We start from the raw sequence: 15,341 nt of genomic DNA on the forward strand, positions 1-15,341 counted from the left end.
CGGATGCCGGACGACCCGGGTGGAGCCAACCGGCCGCTGCTGGACGACGCGCTCGGCCGGATGGTCCGGCCGTACACCGTCAGCGAGGGACGCACCCGGCCCACCTGCCACTTCGACCTCATGACCATGGTGGTGGCCACCGGTGCCACGCTCCGCGGCACCCTGGGACTGGATCACGCCCGGGTGCTGGAGCTGTGCCGGACGCCGGTGTCGGTGGCTGAGATCGCGGGGCGCACCCGGATGCCGGCGACGGTGATCAAGGTGCTGCTGTCCGACCTGGTCGAGCGGGACGCGGTCGTCGCACGGCCCTTCAACCTGGCAATGCACGGGCCGACTGCGGCCCCCGATCTGGATCTATTGGAGGCCTTGCGGGATGGGCTCCTCAAACGACTCTGAGGCACTCGGCGCCGACTCCCTTCCGACGGGCATCAAAATCCTGGTCGCCGGCGGCTTCGGGGTGGGCAAGACCACGTTCGTGGGAGCGGTCAGCGAGATCGAGCCCCTGAACACGGAGGAGTTGCTGACCGAGGTCAGTGCGGCCACGGACCGGCTCGACGGGGTGGAGAAGAAGGCCACCACCACGGTCGCCATGGACTTCGGCCGCATCACTCTCAGCCCGAAGCACGTGCTCTACCTGTTCGGCACACCCGGGCAGGAGCGCTTCTGGTTCCTGTGGGACGAGCTGTCGGCCGGTGCGCTGGGCGCGGTCGTCCTCGCCGACACCCGCCGTCTGGAGCACTGTTTCCCGGCGGTCGACTTCTTCGAGTCACGGGGCATCGCCTTCGTCGTCGCGGTCAACGAGTTCGACGGGGCGCACCCCTACGAGCCGGAAGAGGTACGGGCGGCGCTCGACCTCAAGCCCGAGGTGCCGGTGGTGCTGTGCGACGCCCGCCTGTCCAGCTCGGGCGTCCGGGTCCTGCTTTCCCTTGTGCAGCATCTGATCACTTCAAGGAGTTCCCATGGCAGCGAGGGCACCCCAAACCCCCTCCGGCACGGAGACCGGGATCGCCATGCGGCACCTGCTCCTGCCCCCGCAGGACCCTGAGGCGGCGGCCCGCTCGCGCCGCCTGCGGGAACTGGGCATCGAGGACAGACCGGACCCGGAGCTGGACGCCTTCGCCCGCGAACTGGCCCGGCGCACCGGCGGCTGCTACGCGGGCGTCAACTTCTTCATGGACGAGAACCGCCAGTACTTCGCCGGCCTCTACAGCGCGGCCTCCGACACGACCGTCGAACTGGAGACCCCGCTCCTGCAGGAGCCCGTCCCGGGCCGGGTCATGCCCCGCGACCTCGACATCGGCTTCTGCCCCCACGTGGTGCGCCGCCGCAAGGCCCTGGTCCTGGACGACGTCCGCGACTTCCCCCGCTTCGCCGGCAACCACGTGGTCGACGCCATCGGCATCCACTCCTACCTGGGCGCCCCCCTGATCGACCACACGGGATTGGTCCTGGGCACGATCTGCGTGGTCGACCAGGATCCGCGTGCCTGGGGTCAGGAGGGCCTGGAGACCATCAAGTCGATGGCGGCCGAGCTCGTGGAGCGTATCGAGGGGGCGGGGCGGCGCGACTGAGGGGTGCGGGCGCCGCCTGCTGGGGGAAGGCCCACCGCACCGGCCGTGACTCACAACCCGACTGACGCCACAGAGCGACCATGCAAAGTCGTGTGCCCCGTCGACGACAGACAGCCGCGGCGGGGCTGCGTGCCTCCAAGCGGCCTCAGGCCCCCGGCCGGCGTCCGGTGGCGACCTCCAGAGCGGCGAAGAGAGTCGTGGTGCCGGCCTGGGTCTCAAGACGGGACTTCCGCACTGTTGAGTATGGGGACGTCCCGAGCCCCTTCGGCAGGGCACGGCTCGACCCGCCCTGCACCTACAAGAGGCCTGGGGGCTCGAGGAGAAGAGAGAAGGGACCGGTCAGTTCTGCGGGACTTCGAGGACGCGAACCTTGTCGAGGGTCTCCAGCCGGTTCCAGGGGATACTGACGCTGCCGGTGTAGCTGTCGTGGGCGTCGACCTGGCTGACGACGGTCTTGGTGAAGGAAGTGGGATCGTCGCCGAAGCCGAATGTCACGGTGTAGGTGACCGGTCCGGGAGATGCGTCGTTGTGGATGACGTACTCGGCGACCGCCATCCGGCGTCCGTGGCTCTGGTCGACGCCGTACTGCGTCACCTCGACCTGCGTCCTCTCACGGACGGGCTTGGGTGAGGCGTTGACTTGTGTCTCGATGTACCAAGCGGCCGCGCCGAAGACGACCGCGAACATCGCCAGCAAGCCGACGATGGTTCTTCTGCTGGGCATGAAGGGTCCTCACCAACCGGCTCGCCCCGCGCTTGGGGGGGGTAGGCGGGGGAGCTACGTGGTGCCCCCCTTGCATGGCGATGTGCAGCCGTACGGTTTTATCTGGACCTCCGGCTGACACATCAGCACTCTACGCACACGGTCACCGGCGGTAGCAAGAGACTGTCAAGGGCAGGCCGAAACCGAGCACCAGCACGGAATCCGAAGCATCCGCACGAGCCCTCCGTGTTTCCTGTGAAGTCGGAGGTGCGGGAGGCACACTGACGACACCTTCGGATGGCTGAAACAAATCGGGTTTCAGCGACGATCGGCGCGTGACGATCAAGTACGAGTGGCGGGGCGACTTCGACAACGCCTCCCTCAACGCGCTGCACGCCGATGGTTTCGGCCATCCGGTCGCGCAGACCGACTGGCGAGCACGACTGCAGCGCCACAGCCTCGGCTGGGTCTGCGCATGGGAAGACGGCTCTCTGATCGGCTTCGTCAACGTTGTCTGGGACGGCGGAGTTCATGCCTTCATCCTCGACACGGTGGTCGCGCAACCTTGCCGGTCGAGAGGAGTCGGAGCCGCGCTCGTCGCAACTGCGGCCGCAGAAGCCCGTGTCGCGAAGTGCGAGTGGCTTCACGTCGGCTTCGCTCACCAACCGGCTCCGGACGTGATCGACCGGACGAGTCCAGGCTCGTCGGCCGGCTCATGGGAATCGACCTGCCGTTGGCCGGCAGAGTCAGCCCTCCACCTCGTATCCGCCAGTGCGTGGCCGACCTCCACGGCTGGACCGCGTGGCCTCGCACTCGGGAGCCGCGACACAGCGGCTCAGACGGCTGCGGGGAGCTTCTCTTGCACGCAGCCGTGAGCGGTACCGCTCTCTCAAGCACCGCGGGAAGCGGTGCCGGGTCGGCAGGCGTCAGGTGGTGGTGGGCCAGCTCCGCAGCAGAGCGGCGATCTTCCCCGCGGTGCAGGCCGGGTCGAGAAGCAGGTCCTTGAGAGCGAGGGCATCCTCGCGGGCGGGCTTGACGGTGATCCCGGCGGCTTCGAGGTACATGACGCCGGACGCGGCGGCGACGGCCAGGTTGGAACGCTCCAGCCAGCGGCAGCGCCCCAGGGTGTGCACCAGGGCCGCGGCCTTGGCGTAGGGGCCGTCGTAGACAGGCTGCTCGAACAGTTCCGCCCGGTGACGGGCCACCGCGGAGACGGGCACGCCGTAGTCGTCGGGGGCCGGATCGTTCGCACCGGCGGCCTCGGCGACCTGCAGGATCCAGGGAACGTCGATGTTCAGATCCATCAGGCTGCGCGCGCTCCCCGAGGCGTCTGCTGAGCTTGTTCGGCCTCGTCGAAGACCGCCTGGTGTTCGGCCAGGAAGCGGGCGGCCGCGTCCACCGCGCGGGCGCGCAAGCCGCTGGTGTCGTCCTGCACCAGCCGGCCGAGGTAGTCGCCGATGCTCAGCCCCAAGTCGGCGGCGCGCTTCTTCGCGAGTTCCGCCACGTCCTCGTCCACGCGCGCGCCCAGCTGTGTCTTCGCCATACCGGCATGGTAACAGTTGTTACCGCGAGATGGGGGGGCGATGACGGCAGGGGCCGCGGAGCCGGGTCAGGCGGCCTCGTGGCGGGCCGGCGATGTCCTGGCGCGAAGAATGGGGTCGTTGCGCAGGCGCAGGAAGGTGACGAGCAGAGCGAGCGCCTGCACCACGGCGCACGCCCCGATGAGCCCGTCCAGGTACGGCGGCGGAGTGAGGGCGAGCAACACGCCCGCGACAGGGAAGGGCAGCAGCAGGAACAGGACGGTCAGGGACAGGGTCGTGCCGAAGGCCGCAGGTGGGATGACCTGCGAACGGAGGGTGCGCAGGACGACGGTAAGGCCGCCGTCGGCGGCCATGAAGAGGGCCACGAGGGTCACGTAGCCGGGGTAGGAGAGGGCCTGCGGCACGGCGAGGCAGGCGGCAGCCGCGACGGATGCGCTGATGACGCCGATCCCCCACAGCCCGAGCCGGTCAAGGCCGGCCCGGCAGCAGGCGACCGCGGCCAAGGTGAGAACAGCGGCGATGGACCAGAGCGCGCCGGCGGCGGCCGGGGAGTGGCCGAAGCGGTCCTCCACGAGGATGGGGCTGGCCGATTGCAGCAGTCCGAGCATGAGGTTGGAGCAGGCCAGTCCGGCCACCAGCCGCCGCAGGGACGGCAGCGAGCGCAGGGTCTGCCATCCTCCCCGCAGGCCGCCGCCCGGCGCCGGTCCGCCGTGGCGTGCGGCACGCAGAGGGGTGGGCGGTGTCTGCAGCGCGAGTGCGGCGGACAGGAAAGACAGCACGCTCAGGCACGCCAGCATGAGAGTCGGGCCGGTGAGCAGCAGAACGCCGCCCAGAGCCGGGCCGACGACGGTGGCTGTCTGATCGATGCCGACCAGCACCGACTGCACCTTGTGGGCCTGCCTGTCGGTGCGGCGGCTGACGACGGCGCCGACCGCCTCGTTGGCGATGAAGCTGAACTGCGTCAGCGCCCCTGTCACGGCGGCCAGTGCAATGACGGTGACGGTCTCGACCGTACCCGGCGGCAGCGCGATCAGGGCGGCAGCGGCGCCCGCCACCAACAGGGCGCGGGCGAGCGAGGCGAGGAAGGACACGATCGCCGCGCCACTGCGGTCCACCAGGGCGCCCGCGAAGCCGAACGCGGCCACCCGGGGTATCCACTCCAGTGCGAAGGCCAGGCCCGTCAGGGACGCGGAGCCGGTGGTGGCCAGCACGACGAGAGGCATGGCGTAGGTCGACATGGAGTAGGCGAGGCCATCGCAGACGCGTGGTGCGTAGATCTGCCGGAACAGGCTGCCTGTGGGGATGGCAGCGTGCCGGCCGGCCGACTGGGCCTCGTGCAGGGAGACGGTCAAGATGTGGGGGGCTTTCACTGGGCGGGCGTGGACGGACGGCTGGGGCGTTGGCCGCTTCTCACGCCGAGGAGAACGTCACGGTCTCCCAAAGCATGGGCACGGCACAACGGTGCGCTGCGAGGTCGACAAGGGCGGGCCCGCCACCGGGAGGCGTGAACGAGCCCGCGCCTGTCTTGGCATCGCCCGCGTAACTCCCTTGGAAGGCAAGCGGCGTGATCCGCCAGGAGTCACTCTGGTCAGCGCATTCCAGGTCCTGCACGTTACGGGTGGGGGCGCACCTACACAAGATCACCACTGAACCGGGATCTCCGTCTGGTCATCCTGCTGGCCCTGTGGAAGCTGGCCGGTCACGGCGCGCGAGCAGCTCACCACCGGTTCCCCGAACAGCGAACAGACACTCACCTCACCAGGTCACGCACGGCGGCGGTGACCACCGCGAGGAACACGGTGGTCACCGCGATGGCGACCGTCACTGCCCGTCCGTGCGACGCCGTGCACCTCAGTCTCCCGCCTGCCCCCTCCGTCCTCCTGCGGTCAGCACCGGAATCGCCCGGACGCCGGCAGGCCACCGGCCGGGACGCGCAGGGCTCTGCACTTTCATGGCGAGCATCCACGCAACTCCCGACGAGCGGCCGGGAACACGCGAGGCGGGAACCTGGCCCGGTTCACCCGGCCAGACCAGCGGCATGCCCTGGTGCATCGTGGCCGGCGGTGGCGCGCAATCGCTTCAAGCTGCCTTCGGGCTGTTCCGTGTCGTCAGGCGGGAGTGACGTTCTCGGCCTGTGGGCCTTTGGGTCCTTGTGTGATGTCGAAGCGGACCTTCTGGCCTTCCTGAAGCTCGCGGTAGCCGGTGGCAGCGATGGCAGAGTAGTGGACGAACACGTCCGGGCCGCCGCCGTCCTGGGCGATGAAACCGAAGCCCTTTTCCGCGTTGAACCACTTCACCGTGCCAGTGGCCATACCTGACTCCTTTATCACGACGGGCAGCCGGACGGCTGCGCACTGCTGTGTGGGACGATCATTGCGTTTGAATGCGGCAGGGCAAAGCGCGAAACGCTTCTTCACGACACCAGGTGTCCACCCGCGCACATGTCCATCCCCTCGCCGATCCATTTGTGGCAGCAGGGGCAGGAGCGGACCCGGCTCAGTGAGGCGAGGTGCTGCGTGAGGCGGCCGCATGCGCGACTTCTGCCTGTGGCCTTCATGGACACGGTCAGTTTCCGCACCAGCAGGCCGGTGATACCAGGCACCGGTTTCTCCTTATCTGTGCTTGGACTACGTGGCGAACGTACGCCGGCTGGGTCCGCTTTCTTCGTTCAGTGAGGTCCGAGGCCGAAATGGGCCTCGAACCAGGCTGCTCACCCGGGCGTGCCACCCGCTGGGGCGACCTCGTGCGGACCGCCCGCTTGCCCTGCTGTCACAGGGGGCGGCGGCCGGCGACCGCTCCGCCGGGATCGTCCAGCAGGGCTATGCGGACGGTGATGCGCTTGCCGACCGGTTCCCGCTGCGCTTCGAAAGCCTGCGCGACGGCCATGACGATCTCCAGGCCGTGCTGCCCGACCCGGCCGGCGTCCGCGGCCCGCGCGACCGGAAGCACTGGATCGGAGTCCCACACCACGACCTCGACCGTGTCCCCGGTGATTCGAAGGTCCAGCAGCACCGGCCCGGGAGCGTACTTGCGGGCGTTGGTGACCAGCTCACTGACCACCAGCTGGGTCAGATCCATGGCACGTTGGGGTACGGGGATCCCGTGGTCGGCCTGCACGCGGGTCAGGAAGTCGACGGCCAGGTGACGGGCCTGGGCGATGACTAGGCCGTCCCCTTCCAGGGCCACGGTGGCCTGCAGGTCCCGCTCCCCGGGTGTGGTGCCGTCCTCGCCTACAGGCACTGCTTCCATCCTGGCCACCTTCAATACCCCGTTCACACTGGGCGCGGATACCCACACCTGTGAGAGTGATACACGATCCCGCGCGTTGCCTTCGTCTCACCCGGGCATCACCCGTTACATACGGGGCCTCGGATTCCGGACGACGGTCTGGCTGTGCCACGATCACCGACATGGCTGAGGGCGAAGTGGCGGACATCGAACAGGCTGTGCGGTGGGGCCGACTGTCGGTCGCGGCCACCACCACCGACGGCGTCCACGTCCTGACGGTGGCCGGAGAGATCGACCGTCACACCGGTGACGCGCTCGGCCGAGCCCTGGACCTCACCGGCACGCCCCGCCCCCACGTTGTCGTGGACCTGCAGCAGGCGCGTAACCGGTAGCCCCAGGGAGACATCCAGTAGTGGGCACTCAGCGTGAGGGCGGGACGGAGATGGTCATCACCATCGTCGTCGGGGTGTCACCGTCGTTGCTGTACGTGTGGGGGATGTCGGCTTCGAAGGAGGCGCTGGAGCCGGCCGGGACGTGGAACTCGGTGCCATCGACGGTGAGGGTCAGTTCGCCGGCGGTGACGTGGATGAGTTCGACCGTGCCCGGGGGGTGTGGGTCGGAGGAGCTGCTGTCGCCGGGCATCAGCTGCCAGTCCCACATCTCCAGGGGGCCGGGGGCCTCGGTGCCTGCGAGGAGGCGGTTGTAACTGCCGGCTTCGGTGTGCCATAGCCGTACGGCTTGCTCGGCGGGGACGATGCGCACCTTGGGTCCCTGCGCGTAGTCGAGCAAGGAGGTGATGCTGACTCCCAGGGCGTCACCGATCTTGACGACCGTGCCGATGCTGGGGTTGGTGCGGGCCTGCTCGATCTGGACGATCATGCCGCGGCTGACACCGGACCGCGCGGCGAGCGCGTCCAGGGTGAGCTTGCGCTCGGTGCGCCAGCGCCTGACGTTGCCCGCCAGGGACTGGGTCAACTGATCAAGGTCAGACACGTCCCACCCATGAGATAGTCTACTATTTTGAATGGTGCGGCTAATGGACTGCACTCATTGAACTGATCTGACCGCCCACTCTACTGAACTGCGAGGCGAGTTGTGACGGCACTGTTCGCCCTGGCCACCAGCGTCCTGTACGGACTGGCCGACTTCGGCGGCGGGCTGTTGACGCGCCGCATACCCGCGCTCACGGTGGTCGTGGTCTCGCAGCTGATCTCCGTGGTTGTGCTCGGCCTGACCGTCGTCACCACCGGGGCGTGGAGCGAGGCGGGGCCGCGATTGTGGTTCGCTGTCGCGGCCGGAGTGGTGGGACCGGTCGCCATGATCGCGTTCTATCAGGCGCTGGCCCTGGGTCCCATGGGCGTCGTCTCACCCCTGGGCACGCTGGGGGTGGCGGTCCCTGTCGGCGTCGGCCTGGTCCTGGGCGAGCGGCCGGGCCTGGTGGCGGTCGCAGGCATCCTGATCGCCGTCACGGGCGTGGTGCTGGCGGGTGGACCGCAGCTCAGAGGGGCTCCGGTGCAGCGTCGGGCCGTGATGCTCGCCCTGGTGGCCGCGCTGGGTTTCGGCACGGTCTTCGCGCTGATCGCCGAGGCGTCGACGACGGTGACCGGGCTCTTCATCGCTCTGTTCGTCCAGCGCGTCACCAACGTGGTCGCCGGGGGTGCCGCACTCTGCGTCTCGGTGCGGCGCGGCGCCCCCGCGCTGCCGGGCACCGGCTTCCCACGTACCTCCCTGCCGGCCCTCGCCTTCGTCGGGCTGGCCGACGTCGCGGCCAACGGCACCTACTCGATCGCCGCGCAGCACGGCCCCGTCACCATCGCCGCCGTGTTGGCCTCGCTGTACCCGGTGGTGACCGCCCTGGCCGCCCGCGGCTTCCTGCGCGAACGGCTGCAAGGGCTGCAGACGGTGGGCGCAAGCCTGGCACTGCTCGGCACGGTGCTGCTGGCCACCGGATGACCTTGGGATTCGATCAGCGTGACGGAAGAGCAGGCAGAAACCGCACAGGAGCAACCCTGCTTCCTCGCAGCGACATCACTGACGCCCTCGACGCCGCCGGCATCGCCCCCCAACACACAGCGCCAGCAACCCCCTGGATTCCCATCGCCAAGACTCTCGCGCGGCCGTGGCCCGGATCAACCGGCCCGAAAGAGGGACGGCCGCCGCCTCGCGGGAAGCTGCTGGGTGGCACGGGCGCCCTCGGCGACCCGCCCTGGATCCGGGAGGGCGTGAAGCCCCTGCGGCGCGGATGCGACGATCTGGTGGTCTGATGCGGGCCGCCAGCGACTGAGCCCGCCCAACGCCCTCGTCAAGAGAAGAACAGCCATGGCCAAACAGCGCATCACCGTCTGCGTCCCACCACCCAGCGATCCCGCCGACCCCGACGCCCTGCACCGGTCGATCAGGGAGGCCATGGCACCGTACTCCTACGACCGTGAGGACCGGCCGCACCCAGACTGGGTAGGCGAGTGGGACTACTGGTTCGTCTCCGGCTCCAACTGCCCCTTTGCGGTTCTCCCCGGCCACGAGGACGACACCCGGCTGGTCCGGTACGACGAGTGGGAGAAGTCGTCCGATGAACTGCCCCGGGGCCGTTGCCACGGCGGGCCGCGCGGCCTCCTCGACCTCGACACCGATCGGCAGGCGGCCGCGCACGAGGCCGCCCGGCGGTGGGACGAGTGGGCGCGATTCGCCGCCGGCCACCCCCCGGCGCTGCCCGCCGGCCCCTACCTCGACCGGGCCTACCTCGACCCGGTGGGCTACCCCGAGAAGCGCGCACGGGCCGAGTACGCCGCCCAGCCGCTGATCCGGGCCATCCTCGAGGACCCGGAGCTGGAGGACCGGTTGCCCTACGACCCGATCGGCTTCTTCGGCCCCGACCGTGAGGCGTTCGTGGCGGACCGCGTCGCGGAAGTGCTGCCCACCCCCGCCCTGCTCACGCTGGACGGCCGGTGGGTCGAGTACGGCGGGCCGGACTACCGCCGGGAGTTCAACGCCTACCTCGACACCCTGCCGCCCGAGACGATGGTGGTCCGGGTGCTGTACCACTCGTAACCACCCTCACCCCCCGCGGTGCGGACGGACCCCGTCGAGGTCCGTCCGCACGGCTGGCCGTGGTAAACCACCATCTGGCGCCCGACGACTACGAGCTCGCCGAAGCCCGCACGGTCAGCGGCCACCCGGCGTACGGGGCCCGCCTGATCCCGGTGTGCCGCCGCCGCACCGCCCACTCCCCGGGCCACCACGCCGCACCGCCCACTCCCCCGGCCGCCGCGCCGTCCGCACCATCCGGCGGGGCCGCCTACGCCTGGGTCGTGCAGCCCTCCAGCGCCTCCAGCCCGGTCAGCCCCGCCCGCGCGGCCGCCGCACCCCTCGACGCATGTGCCGTCGCCAGGACGGTCCGTACGTCCTGGTGGGCGATCGGCCAGTCCGAGCCCAGGGCGACCGTCGCCCCCGCGTCCCGCAGGTCCCGCAGCCGCCAGGCGCGCCCGCGCCGGGCGCAAGGCGGGAGCTGACGGAGGGGACCCCGACCCCGCACCTGGCCGAGGCCCTCGCCGCGGTGGGCGAGGGGCCGGGCGGACCGGGCGTTCGAGGTGGGTCTGACCGGGTTCATGGCCCATGCCCGCGCGCTGGGGGCCGGGAATTGAAGCGTGTTGCAGAAGACCCTGAACAAGCAGCATGGGCTGGACTGTTGACGGATCCGGTCATGCGGCGACGGCGAGGTTGTGCATGCCGGCGACGGCCTGTACGGCGTGATGGAGGCCGTTGCCGCGTTGCCGACAGTCGCGGAGAATCTTGTGGTTCTTCATCCGGCCGATCACGCGCTCGACTCGGGCGCGGACCTTGCGGTGCGCGGCGCGTGCACTTTCTGTCGGCGCTGTCACCGGTTCCCGGCCCGTCTGCCGTCCAGCAGTCCGTGCAGATGCGCGGCGGCGTTTTGGATATCCGCGTATTTCTGCTGTCCGGCGCGTACCTCGGCGGAGAGCACACCGCAGCGGTGGACACGATCGAAATCGCCGTAGGGGAACTTGTACCGGCCCTTGGTCTCGTTTCCCATTTCGTCGTCGATGCCCAGATACCACCTGGCGTACTCGGCGAATCCGTGCTCCTCGAGGTAGGCATTCTCGTCCGCTGCCGAAGGCCGGTGCTCACTCCACTCGTCCCGGTCGTCCAGGACGATCCGGCCCTCTTCGGCCAGTTTCTTCGCGTGGCCGAACGCCGTCGCGTTCAGTTTCACCGTCATGCCGTTCACCGCCGTATCGGCTGTCGTGTTCAGATGTCGTCCGCTGCAGACCGGATATCCTGCCGCGCCTGCCCCATCAGCTCGTCCAGGTCGCCGACCTCACCATCGAGTTCCCGCGCGCGCGGCGCGATCTGCTGAAGCCATGTCGCAGTGGCCAGGGCCAGTTCGACGGCCTCCCGGGTCCGCTCCTCGCCGAGCAGTTTCTCGATCTTGAAAGCAATGCTCGCGAGCGTGTCGTCATCGGTGGCGGGCACCAGGTAGGACTCCAGGCCCGGCGGATACGGTGTCCGCTCCCGGTACTCACGCATCGCGGTCACGACCGCGGGCACCGCGCTGTACCGGTCGAGGAGGCCTATGAAGACGTACAGGCGGGCCACCAGCCGTGGCAGGCCGGGGTGCCGATCCAGCCAGGCCATCAGCTCACGCTGATCACCGAAGTGGTCCATGATCTGCGACATCGCCTCCGCGACCCGGTTGGGCAAGGTCCAGTGGAAGGGCAGCAGCCGCGCCACCTGATGGGCGAGCGCCGCCTCGCCCTCCGCGTCCAGCGTGCCGGCGACGAATTCGGCGACCTGCCTTTGGTCCAGTCCGTAGTCGGCCGGCGCCGCCCGGTCCTGTGAGCTCTGCGACGAGTCGTGGCGCAGACGCAACAGCCGTGTGCCGATCTTGCTCAATGTCCGGTTCCGCATTGTTCCTCCCAGCTCGCGATGTGTTCTTCACCGTCCGGAGCGGCCGAACGGCCAGCTCCTACTCGGATGGATGCGACCGCCCTACCACCCCCGCAGCTCGCCGGACCGCAGCGAACGCAACAGTCCTCCCCGCGTGGTCCGGTCGCGTCGGCGCCGGGCTTCCGGGCGGTCCTCGGTGTGCGAGGCGCGCAGGTGGCGTCTGAGTTCGTTCATGAGTCGTAGGTGGGCGAAAGTCCGGCACAGGGAACACGGGCCGACTGCGCAGCGCTCTACGGCGTCCAGGCCCCTGCGCAGGACCAGCCTGGCGCCGGGGTGCCGGACGTCCCCAACGGCGGCCGAGCCGAAGTAGCTCCCCGCGATCATCGGCTTGCGGCCCACGGTGTCGAACGGCCGGCCGAGCAACAGCGGGCCGAGGAAGTCGGCGATCGCGAAGGTGGTGAGGAAGTCCGGCACCGAGCTGGAGCCCCCGCCGAAGGACCCGCTCCTGTCCGTGGGCCCTTCGAACGAAGTCCGAAGCTCCGCCGTCCTGGTACCAGGGAACAGGTGAATGGGCTTGCCTCCATTACTGCGGTGCACCACGGCGCGCCCGCCCGTCGACAGGGTCTGCGGGAAACGCACCCGCATCGCCACGCCGCGACGGACTCGGCCGGGCGAATCCGCGCACCGGCATGCCCAGCACGCCCGCCCCGATCGTCGGCGTCCTGGCGGCGGCCCTCCTGCTGCTCGACTTCGCCCCGCCGGAGGCGTTCCTGGCTATCGGCGCCACCTGCATCATAGTGCGGTATGTCGCCTATGCGATGGTGACCGACCCGCTGCTGGTGCGCCGGCTGCGCGGGCAGTTCGCCCTCGACGGCACCGGCGAGACGGGGGCGCCGCTGTTCTCGCTCGGTCGTTGGGGAGTCCCTGCCAACGCCCTCGACCTGCTGTATCGCCTGCTCATGACCGCCAACCTGGCCACGCGCCGCGGTGTACGGCCCGGCGGGCGGGCGCTGGTACTTCCTTTGGTTCACCGTGCTGTTCCTGCTGGTCACGGTGGTCCTCGGGGGCGCGTGGCGCCTTACGCGGGTCCGGCAGGTGGTGCCCGCCCCCGCTCCGCCCGTACCGGAGCCCGCCCCCTGGGGCTTCGGCCCGGATTCGTCCAGGCAGGTCCAGCAGGGCCGGACGGCTCGACCTGTCAGGCCGAGGCAGTCGCTCAGGGCTGCGGCTACCGTCGGGAGAGCAAATTGCCACCGGAGGAGGAACGACGATGGCCGGTACCGAAACACTCGACCGCAGCACCTGGGAGACCGCCCTCAACCAGATGACCGAGGAACACCAGGGGGAGTTCGTCACCATCGAGGTACTGGACCCCGAGGTCGGGCACCAGAGCGAAGCCAACCGGCTGCCCTTCGCCACCATCGTGTACGACCCGAAGGACGACGTAGTGGCCGTCTCCGTCGGCGGACGGTCGCCCCGCTACCCCGTCGTCCTTCGGCACCTGGTGTGGCACCCAACGGAGATCGACGTCGCCACGCAGGACATTCCCCAGCCGGCGGTCCGGATAGTCGACAAGGACGGCGCCGCCACGCTGATCACCTTCTTCTCCCAGGAGTCCGGCACGGAGTCCTGACCCCTGAGGCGCGCAGGCCGCCGACAGCCGTCGCGGCACCGCGTACGCCGGGCCGTGATGCGACGCAAGACCCGGGTCCTTCCCCCCTGCCCCAGCGCCACGGGGTGAACCCGGTGCGGGTGCGCCCGCCTGCGGACCGTGGGCCACCCTGCGCGAACACCGGGTGGACCGGTCGTCGGGGGCGGCGCCCGGGATGGTCGAGGAAATGCTCCGGGCGGCCCCGCCCGCCGGCGCCGACGGGCGGTGGCCTCGCACGCCGCGTTCGTGGCGCGCATGGTCGTATGGCCCCACCGGGAGCTGCCCGCCGAGGTGTGCGTGTCGTCCCCGCTGGTGGTCGAGCGGGTGACGCGAGTAGTCCTGTCGCGGGCGTCGGCCTAGCGTGACCGACGGGTTGCCGTGCGTGGTGCCCGTCGGCGGGCCCCCGCGCAGTGGCCGGACGCGGCCGTCGGCTCCGGATACGCAGGATCCGCCGGCATTGTTCCGCCGTATACGCGTGGCGGACCGCACGGCGCCCGGCAGCGCTCCGTCACCGGGTGTCGCGCGGGCGAGGGGCCTACCGTGGGAGATGGCCCGACGTCGGCCCGCCGACCGGCCGGTCGTTCACTCCGGGGGCGGAAGGAGGCACGAGATGTCCGATGCGATACGGGACACCACGGCCCGGCGCGTACGACACTTCGTCGACGCCGGATATCCCGACGCCGGGCCCGTCGAGGCGGCGGTGGAGGGAGCCGTCTACCGACTCGGGGACGGAACGGTGGCCACGGTTTGGGAGCGCCGACGGGGGTCCGAACTGCGGCGGATGCAGCGTTTCTACGCCGATGCCGCGGCGCACCTGCCGTTCGGCGCCCCGGAGATCATCGCCGTCGAGGACATGGACGGTGTCCCGATGACCGTGGAGCGGGAGCTGACCGGCGAGCCCTTGGCGGGCAGGATCCGCACCGACGACCCGGACGAGGTGCTGCCCGAAGCGGTCGACTGCCTGGTCGGCGTGCTGCGCGCCCTCGCGGACGCCCATGACGTCGACGAGGTCAAGAAGCTTCCTGTGCTGGACGAGGAACGCCCGCTGTGGGAAGGCCACACCACTTTCGGATCCGCCCTGGCGGACCTGGTGGACCGGCGGATCAGCCGGTGCGCGGACCGGCTCTCCACTCATGTCCGCGACTTCGACGACACGCGCGCCCGACTGCTTCGGAAGCTACGCTCGCTGCCCCGTACCGACGAGGCGGTCGTCCACGGTGACGTCTTCCCGGAGACCGTGCTCGTGGACGACGACCTGCGGCCGCTGGCCCTCGTGGACTACGGCTTCCTGTCCACGGGCGGGGACCCCCGGTTCGACGCCGCCGTGGCCGCGGCCATCTTCCCGGCGGACACGGAGCACGCCCCGGAGATCACCCGGCAGCTCACCACGCGGTTCGCCGACGAGTTCGGCTACGCGGTCGACGACCTCCTGCTGTACCGGGCCGCCTATGCGATGGCCACGAGCGACGCCTTCGCGCCGGGCGGCGGTGACGAGCACTTCGCCTGGTGCGTCACCGTGCTCGAGGACCCGGCCGTCGCCGAGTCCCTGCACCGGTGACGCACCGCAGGCAGCCGGGCGGCCGGTAAGTTCCGGTGGCGGTGTGTGTGGCGCCCTACGATCCCGAGCGGATCCAGGGGCACATGGACTTGGGCGTCGAGCGGCCGGTCTCTCTGCCGACGACGTCCGAGGAGGCCACGAAGACAGCGGGTGGATGGTCGAGCGGAAGGGCGGAACTCCAAGCAGTC

Annotated in this window: 18 protein-coding genes and 5 pseudogenes; 10 read left to right on the forward strand and 13 right to left on the reverse strand. The window is 70.0% G+C overall.

From position 1 onward, the window contains the following. The first annotated feature begins 3 nt into the window (after positions 1 to 3). From ACFQ9Z_RS17710 to ACFQ9Z_RS17720, 3 genes are read left to right on the forward strand one after another with little or no spacing between them, the layout of a single operon-like run. Positions 4 to 396, forward strand: a complete 393-nt coding sequence (locus ACFQ9Z_RS17710) for a DUF742 domain-containing protein (protein ID WP_383017897.1) — start codon at positions 4 to 6, stop codon at positions 394 to 396. Beyond that, positions 374 to 1,045: an ATP/GTP-binding protein gene (locus ACFQ9Z_RS17715; RefSeq protein ID WP_383017900.1), complete on the forward strand. Its 672-nt coding sequence runs from the start codon at positions 374 to 376 to the stop codon at positions 1,043 to 1,045. Before ACFQ9Z_RS17710 ends, ACFQ9Z_RS17715 begins: the two co-directional genes overlap by 23 nt. Continuing rightward, positions 1,011 to 1,571 carry a GAF domain-containing protein gene (locus ACFQ9Z_RS17720; RefSeq protein ID WP_383017903.1) on the forward strand — a complete coding sequence of 187 codons (561 nt, stop codon included), beginning with the start codon at positions 1,011 to 1,013 and terminating at the stop codon, positions 1,569 to 1,571. The genes ACFQ9Z_RS17715 and ACFQ9Z_RS17720 overlap by 35 nt, the downstream gene beginning before the upstream one ends. Positions 1,572 to 1,910: 339 nt before the next feature. On the opposite strand, the gene ACFQ9Z_RS17725 is transcribed toward ACFQ9Z_RS17720, so the two are convergent. Beyond that, complete coding sequence (locus ACFQ9Z_RS17725; protein ID WP_383017906.1) at positions 1,911 to 2,294, reverse strand: hypothetical protein; 384 nt, start codon at positions 2,292 to 2,294, stop codon at positions 1,911 to 1,913. 314 nt (positions 2,295 to 2,608) lie between these two features. On the opposite strand from ACFQ9Z_RS17725, the pseudogene ACFQ9Z_RS17730 reads away from it, so the two are divergent. Then, positions 2,609 to 2,947, forward strand: a pseudogene (locus ACFQ9Z_RS17730) (GNAT family N-acetyltransferase); the annotation flags it as partial. 252 nt (positions 2,948 to 3,199) lie between these two features. Here the strand turns inward: ACFQ9Z_RS17730 and ACFQ9Z_RS17735 are convergent. The 5 genes from ACFQ9Z_RS17735 to ACFQ9Z_RS17755 form a co-directional block, all read right to left on the reverse strand. Then, a complete protein-coding gene (locus tag ACFQ9Z_RS17735) occupies positions 3,200 to 3,577 on the reverse strand; it encodes a fic family toxin-antitoxin system, toxin component (protein WP_383017909.1) in 378 nt (125 codons plus the stop codon). After that, positions 3,577 to 3,816 carry a hypothetical protein gene (locus ACFQ9Z_RS17740; protein WP_143632982.1) on the reverse strand — a complete coding sequence of 80 codons (240 nt, stop codon included), beginning with the start codon at positions 3,814 to 3,816 and terminating at the stop codon, positions 3,577 to 3,579. Before ACFQ9Z_RS17740 ends, ACFQ9Z_RS17735 begins: the two co-directional genes overlap by 1 nt. 66 nt (positions 3,817 to 3,882) lie before the next feature. Beyond that, a complete protein-coding gene (locus ACFQ9Z_RS17745; RefSeq protein WP_383018455.1) occupies positions 3,883 to 5,166 on the reverse strand; it encodes an MFS transporter in 1,284 nt (427 codons plus the stop codon). A 756-nt stretch (positions 5,167 to 5,922) separates the two neighbouring features. After that, positions 5,923 to 6,126, reverse strand: coding sequence for a cold-shock protein (locus ACFQ9Z_RS17750; protein WP_383017913.1), 204 nt, complete (start codon positions 6,124 to 6,126; stop codon positions 5,923 to 5,925). Between the two features lie 457 nt (positions 6,127 to 6,583). Further along, a complete protein-coding gene (locus ACFQ9Z_RS17755; RefSeq protein ID WP_383017916.1) occupies positions 6,584 to 7,063 on the reverse strand; it encodes an ATP-binding protein in 480 nt (159 codons plus the stop codon). A gap of 161 nt (positions 7,064 to 7,224) precedes the next feature. On the opposite strand from ACFQ9Z_RS17755, the gene ACFQ9Z_RS17760 reads away from it, so the two are divergent. Next, a complete protein-coding gene (locus tag ACFQ9Z_RS17760; RefSeq protein ID WP_383017919.1) occupies positions 7,225 to 7,434 on the forward strand; it encodes a hypothetical protein in 210 nt (69 codons plus the stop codon). 28 nt (positions 7,435 to 7,462) lie between these two features. On the opposite strand, the gene ACFQ9Z_RS17765 is transcribed toward ACFQ9Z_RS17760, so the two are convergent. After that, positions 7,463 to 8,035 carry a helix-turn-helix domain-containing protein gene (locus ACFQ9Z_RS17765; RefSeq protein ID WP_383017922.1) on the reverse strand — a complete coding sequence of 191 codons (573 nt, stop codon included), beginning with the start codon at positions 8,033 to 8,035 and terminating at the stop codon, positions 7,463 to 7,465. A gap of 102 nt (positions 8,036 to 8,137) precedes the next feature. Here ACFQ9Z_RS17765 and ACFQ9Z_RS17770 point away from each other — a divergent pair, with 102 nt between their 5' ends. Next, the gene (locus tag ACFQ9Z_RS17770) at positions 8,138 to 8,995 is read left to right on the forward strand and encodes an EamA family transporter (RefSeq protein WP_383017925.1); all 858 of its coding nucleotides are present in this window, start codon (positions 8,138 to 8,140) and stop codon (positions 8,993 to 8,995) included. A 366-nt stretch (positions 8,996 to 9,361) separates the two neighbouring features. Then, positions 9,362 to 10,090: a hypothetical protein gene (locus ACFQ9Z_RS17775; RefSeq protein WP_383017928.1), complete on the forward strand. Its 729-nt coding sequence runs from the start codon at positions 9,362 to 9,364 to the stop codon at positions 10,088 to 10,090. A 250-nt stretch (positions 10,091 to 10,340) separates the two neighbouring features. Here the strand turns inward: ACFQ9Z_RS17775 and ACFQ9Z_RS17780 are convergent. From ACFQ9Z_RS17780 to ACFQ9Z_RS17805, 6 genes and pseudogenes are all read right to left on the reverse strand, one after another. Beyond that, positions 10,341 to 10,532, reverse strand: a pseudogene (locus tag ACFQ9Z_RS17780) (amidohydrolase); the annotation flags it as partial. A 208-nt stretch (positions 10,533 to 10,740) separates the two neighbouring features. Then, positions 10,741 to 10,893: pseudogene (locus tag ACFQ9Z_RS17785) on the reverse strand (IS5/IS1182 family transposase); the annotation flags it as partial. 23 nt (positions 10,894 to 10,916) lie between these two features. Beyond that, a complete protein-coding gene (locus tag ACFQ9Z_RS17790; RefSeq protein WP_003992564.1) occupies positions 10,917 to 11,279 on the reverse strand; it encodes a hypothetical protein in 363 nt (120 codons plus the stop codon). Positions 11,280 to 11,308: 29 nt separating this feature from the next. Further along, positions 11,309 to 11,953: a hypothetical protein gene (locus ACFQ9Z_RS17795; protein ID WP_383017931.1), complete on the reverse strand. Its 645-nt coding sequence runs from the start codon at positions 11,951 to 11,953 to the stop codon at positions 11,309 to 11,311. Positions 11,954 to 12,049: 96 nt separating this feature from the next. Continuing rightward, positions 12,050 to 12,421 carry a hypothetical protein gene (locus ACFQ9Z_RS17800; protein ID WP_383018479.1) on the reverse strand — a complete coding sequence of 124 codons (372 nt, stop codon included), beginning with the start codon at positions 12,419 to 12,421 and terminating at the stop codon, positions 12,050 to 12,052. Between the two features lie 81 nt (positions 12,422 to 12,502). After that, positions 12,503 to 12,592: pseudogene (locus ACFQ9Z_RS17805) on the reverse strand (hypothetical protein); the annotation flags it as partial. Positions 12,593 to 12,609: 17 nt separating this feature from the next. On the opposite strand from ACFQ9Z_RS17805, the pseudogene ACFQ9Z_RS17810 reads away from it, so the two are divergent. From ACFQ9Z_RS17810 to ACFQ9Z_RS17820, 3 genes and pseudogenes are all read left to right on the forward strand, one after another. After that, a pseudogene (locus ACFQ9Z_RS17810) lies at positions 12,610 to 13,045 on the forward strand (amino acid permease); the annotation flags it as partial. Positions 13,046 to 13,214: 169 nt separating this feature from the next. Beyond that, entirely contained in the window at positions 13,215 to 13,577 is a 363-nt protein-coding gene (locus tag ACFQ9Z_RS17815; RefSeq protein ID WP_383017934.1) for a DUF5335 family protein, read from the forward strand. 628 nt (positions 13,578 to 14,205) lie between these two features. Continuing rightward, positions 14,206 to 15,153: a phosphotransferase family protein gene (locus ACFQ9Z_RS17820; RefSeq protein WP_383017937.1), complete on the forward strand. Its 948-nt coding sequence runs from the start codon at positions 14,206 to 14,208 to the stop codon at positions 15,151 to 15,153. Positions 15,154 to 15,341: the final 188 nt, after the last annotated feature.

Source organism: Streptomyces sp. NPDC056580 (assembly GCF_042793175.1).
In the GTDB taxonomy this organism is placed as follows: Bacteria; Actinomycetota; Actinomycetes; order Streptomycetales; family Streptomycetaceae; genus Streptomyces.

Excerpts from the sequence above, each read along its gene's own strand:
- ACFQ9Z_RS17725 (WP_383017906.1), bottom strand. The coding sequence starts at position 2,294 with ATGCCCAGCAGAAGAACCATCGTCGGCTTGCTGGCGATGTTCGCGGTC.
- ACFQ9Z_RS17755 (WP_383017916.1), bottom strand. The coding sequence starts at position 7,063 with ATGGAAGCAGTGCCTGTAGGCGAGGACGGCACCACACCCGGGGAGCGG.
- ACFQ9Z_RS17750 (WP_383017913.1), bottom strand. The coding sequence starts at position 6,126 with ATGGCCACTGGCACGGTGAAGTGGTTCAACGCGGAAAAGGGCTTCGGT.
- ACFQ9Z_RS17760 (WP_383017919.1), top strand. The coding sequence starts at position 7,225 with ATGGCTGAGGGCGAAGTGGCGGACATCGAACAGGCTGTGCGGTGGGGC.
- ACFQ9Z_RS17790 (WP_003992564.1), bottom strand. The coding sequence starts at position 11,279 with ATGACGGTGAAACTGAACGCGACGGCGTTCGGCCACGCGAAGAAACTG.
- ACFQ9Z_RS17775 (WP_383017928.1), top strand. The coding sequence starts at position 9,362 with ATGGCCAAACAGCGCATCACCGTCTGCGTCCCACCACCCAGCGATCCC.
- ACFQ9Z_RS17740 (WP_143632982.1), bottom strand. The coding sequence starts at position 3,816 with ATGGCGAAGACACAGCTGGGCGCGCGCGTGGACGAGGACGTGGCGGAA.
- ACFQ9Z_RS17720 (WP_383017903.1), top strand. The coding sequence starts at position 1,011 with ATGCGGCACCTGCTCCTGCCCCCGCAGGACCCTGAGGCGGCGGCCCGC.
- ACFQ9Z_RS17815 (WP_383017934.1), top strand. The coding sequence starts at position 13,215 with ATGGCCGGTACCGAAACACTCGACCGCAGCACCTGGGAGACCGCCCTC.
- ACFQ9Z_RS17820 (WP_383017937.1), top strand. The coding sequence starts at position 14,206 with ATGTCCGATGCGATACGGGACACCACGGCCCGGCGCGTACGACACTTC.
- ACFQ9Z_RS17710 (WP_383017897.1), top strand. The coding sequence starts at position 4 with ATGCCGGACGACCCGGGTGGAGCCAACCGGCCGCTGCTGGACGACGCG.
- ACFQ9Z_RS17735 (WP_383017909.1), bottom strand. The coding sequence starts at position 3,577 with ATGGATCTGAACATCGACGTTCCCTGGATCCTGCAGGTCGCCGAGGCC.
- ACFQ9Z_RS17715 (WP_383017900.1), top strand. The coding sequence starts at position 374 with ATGGGCTCCTCAAACGACTCTGAGGCACTCGGCGCCGACTCCCTTCCG.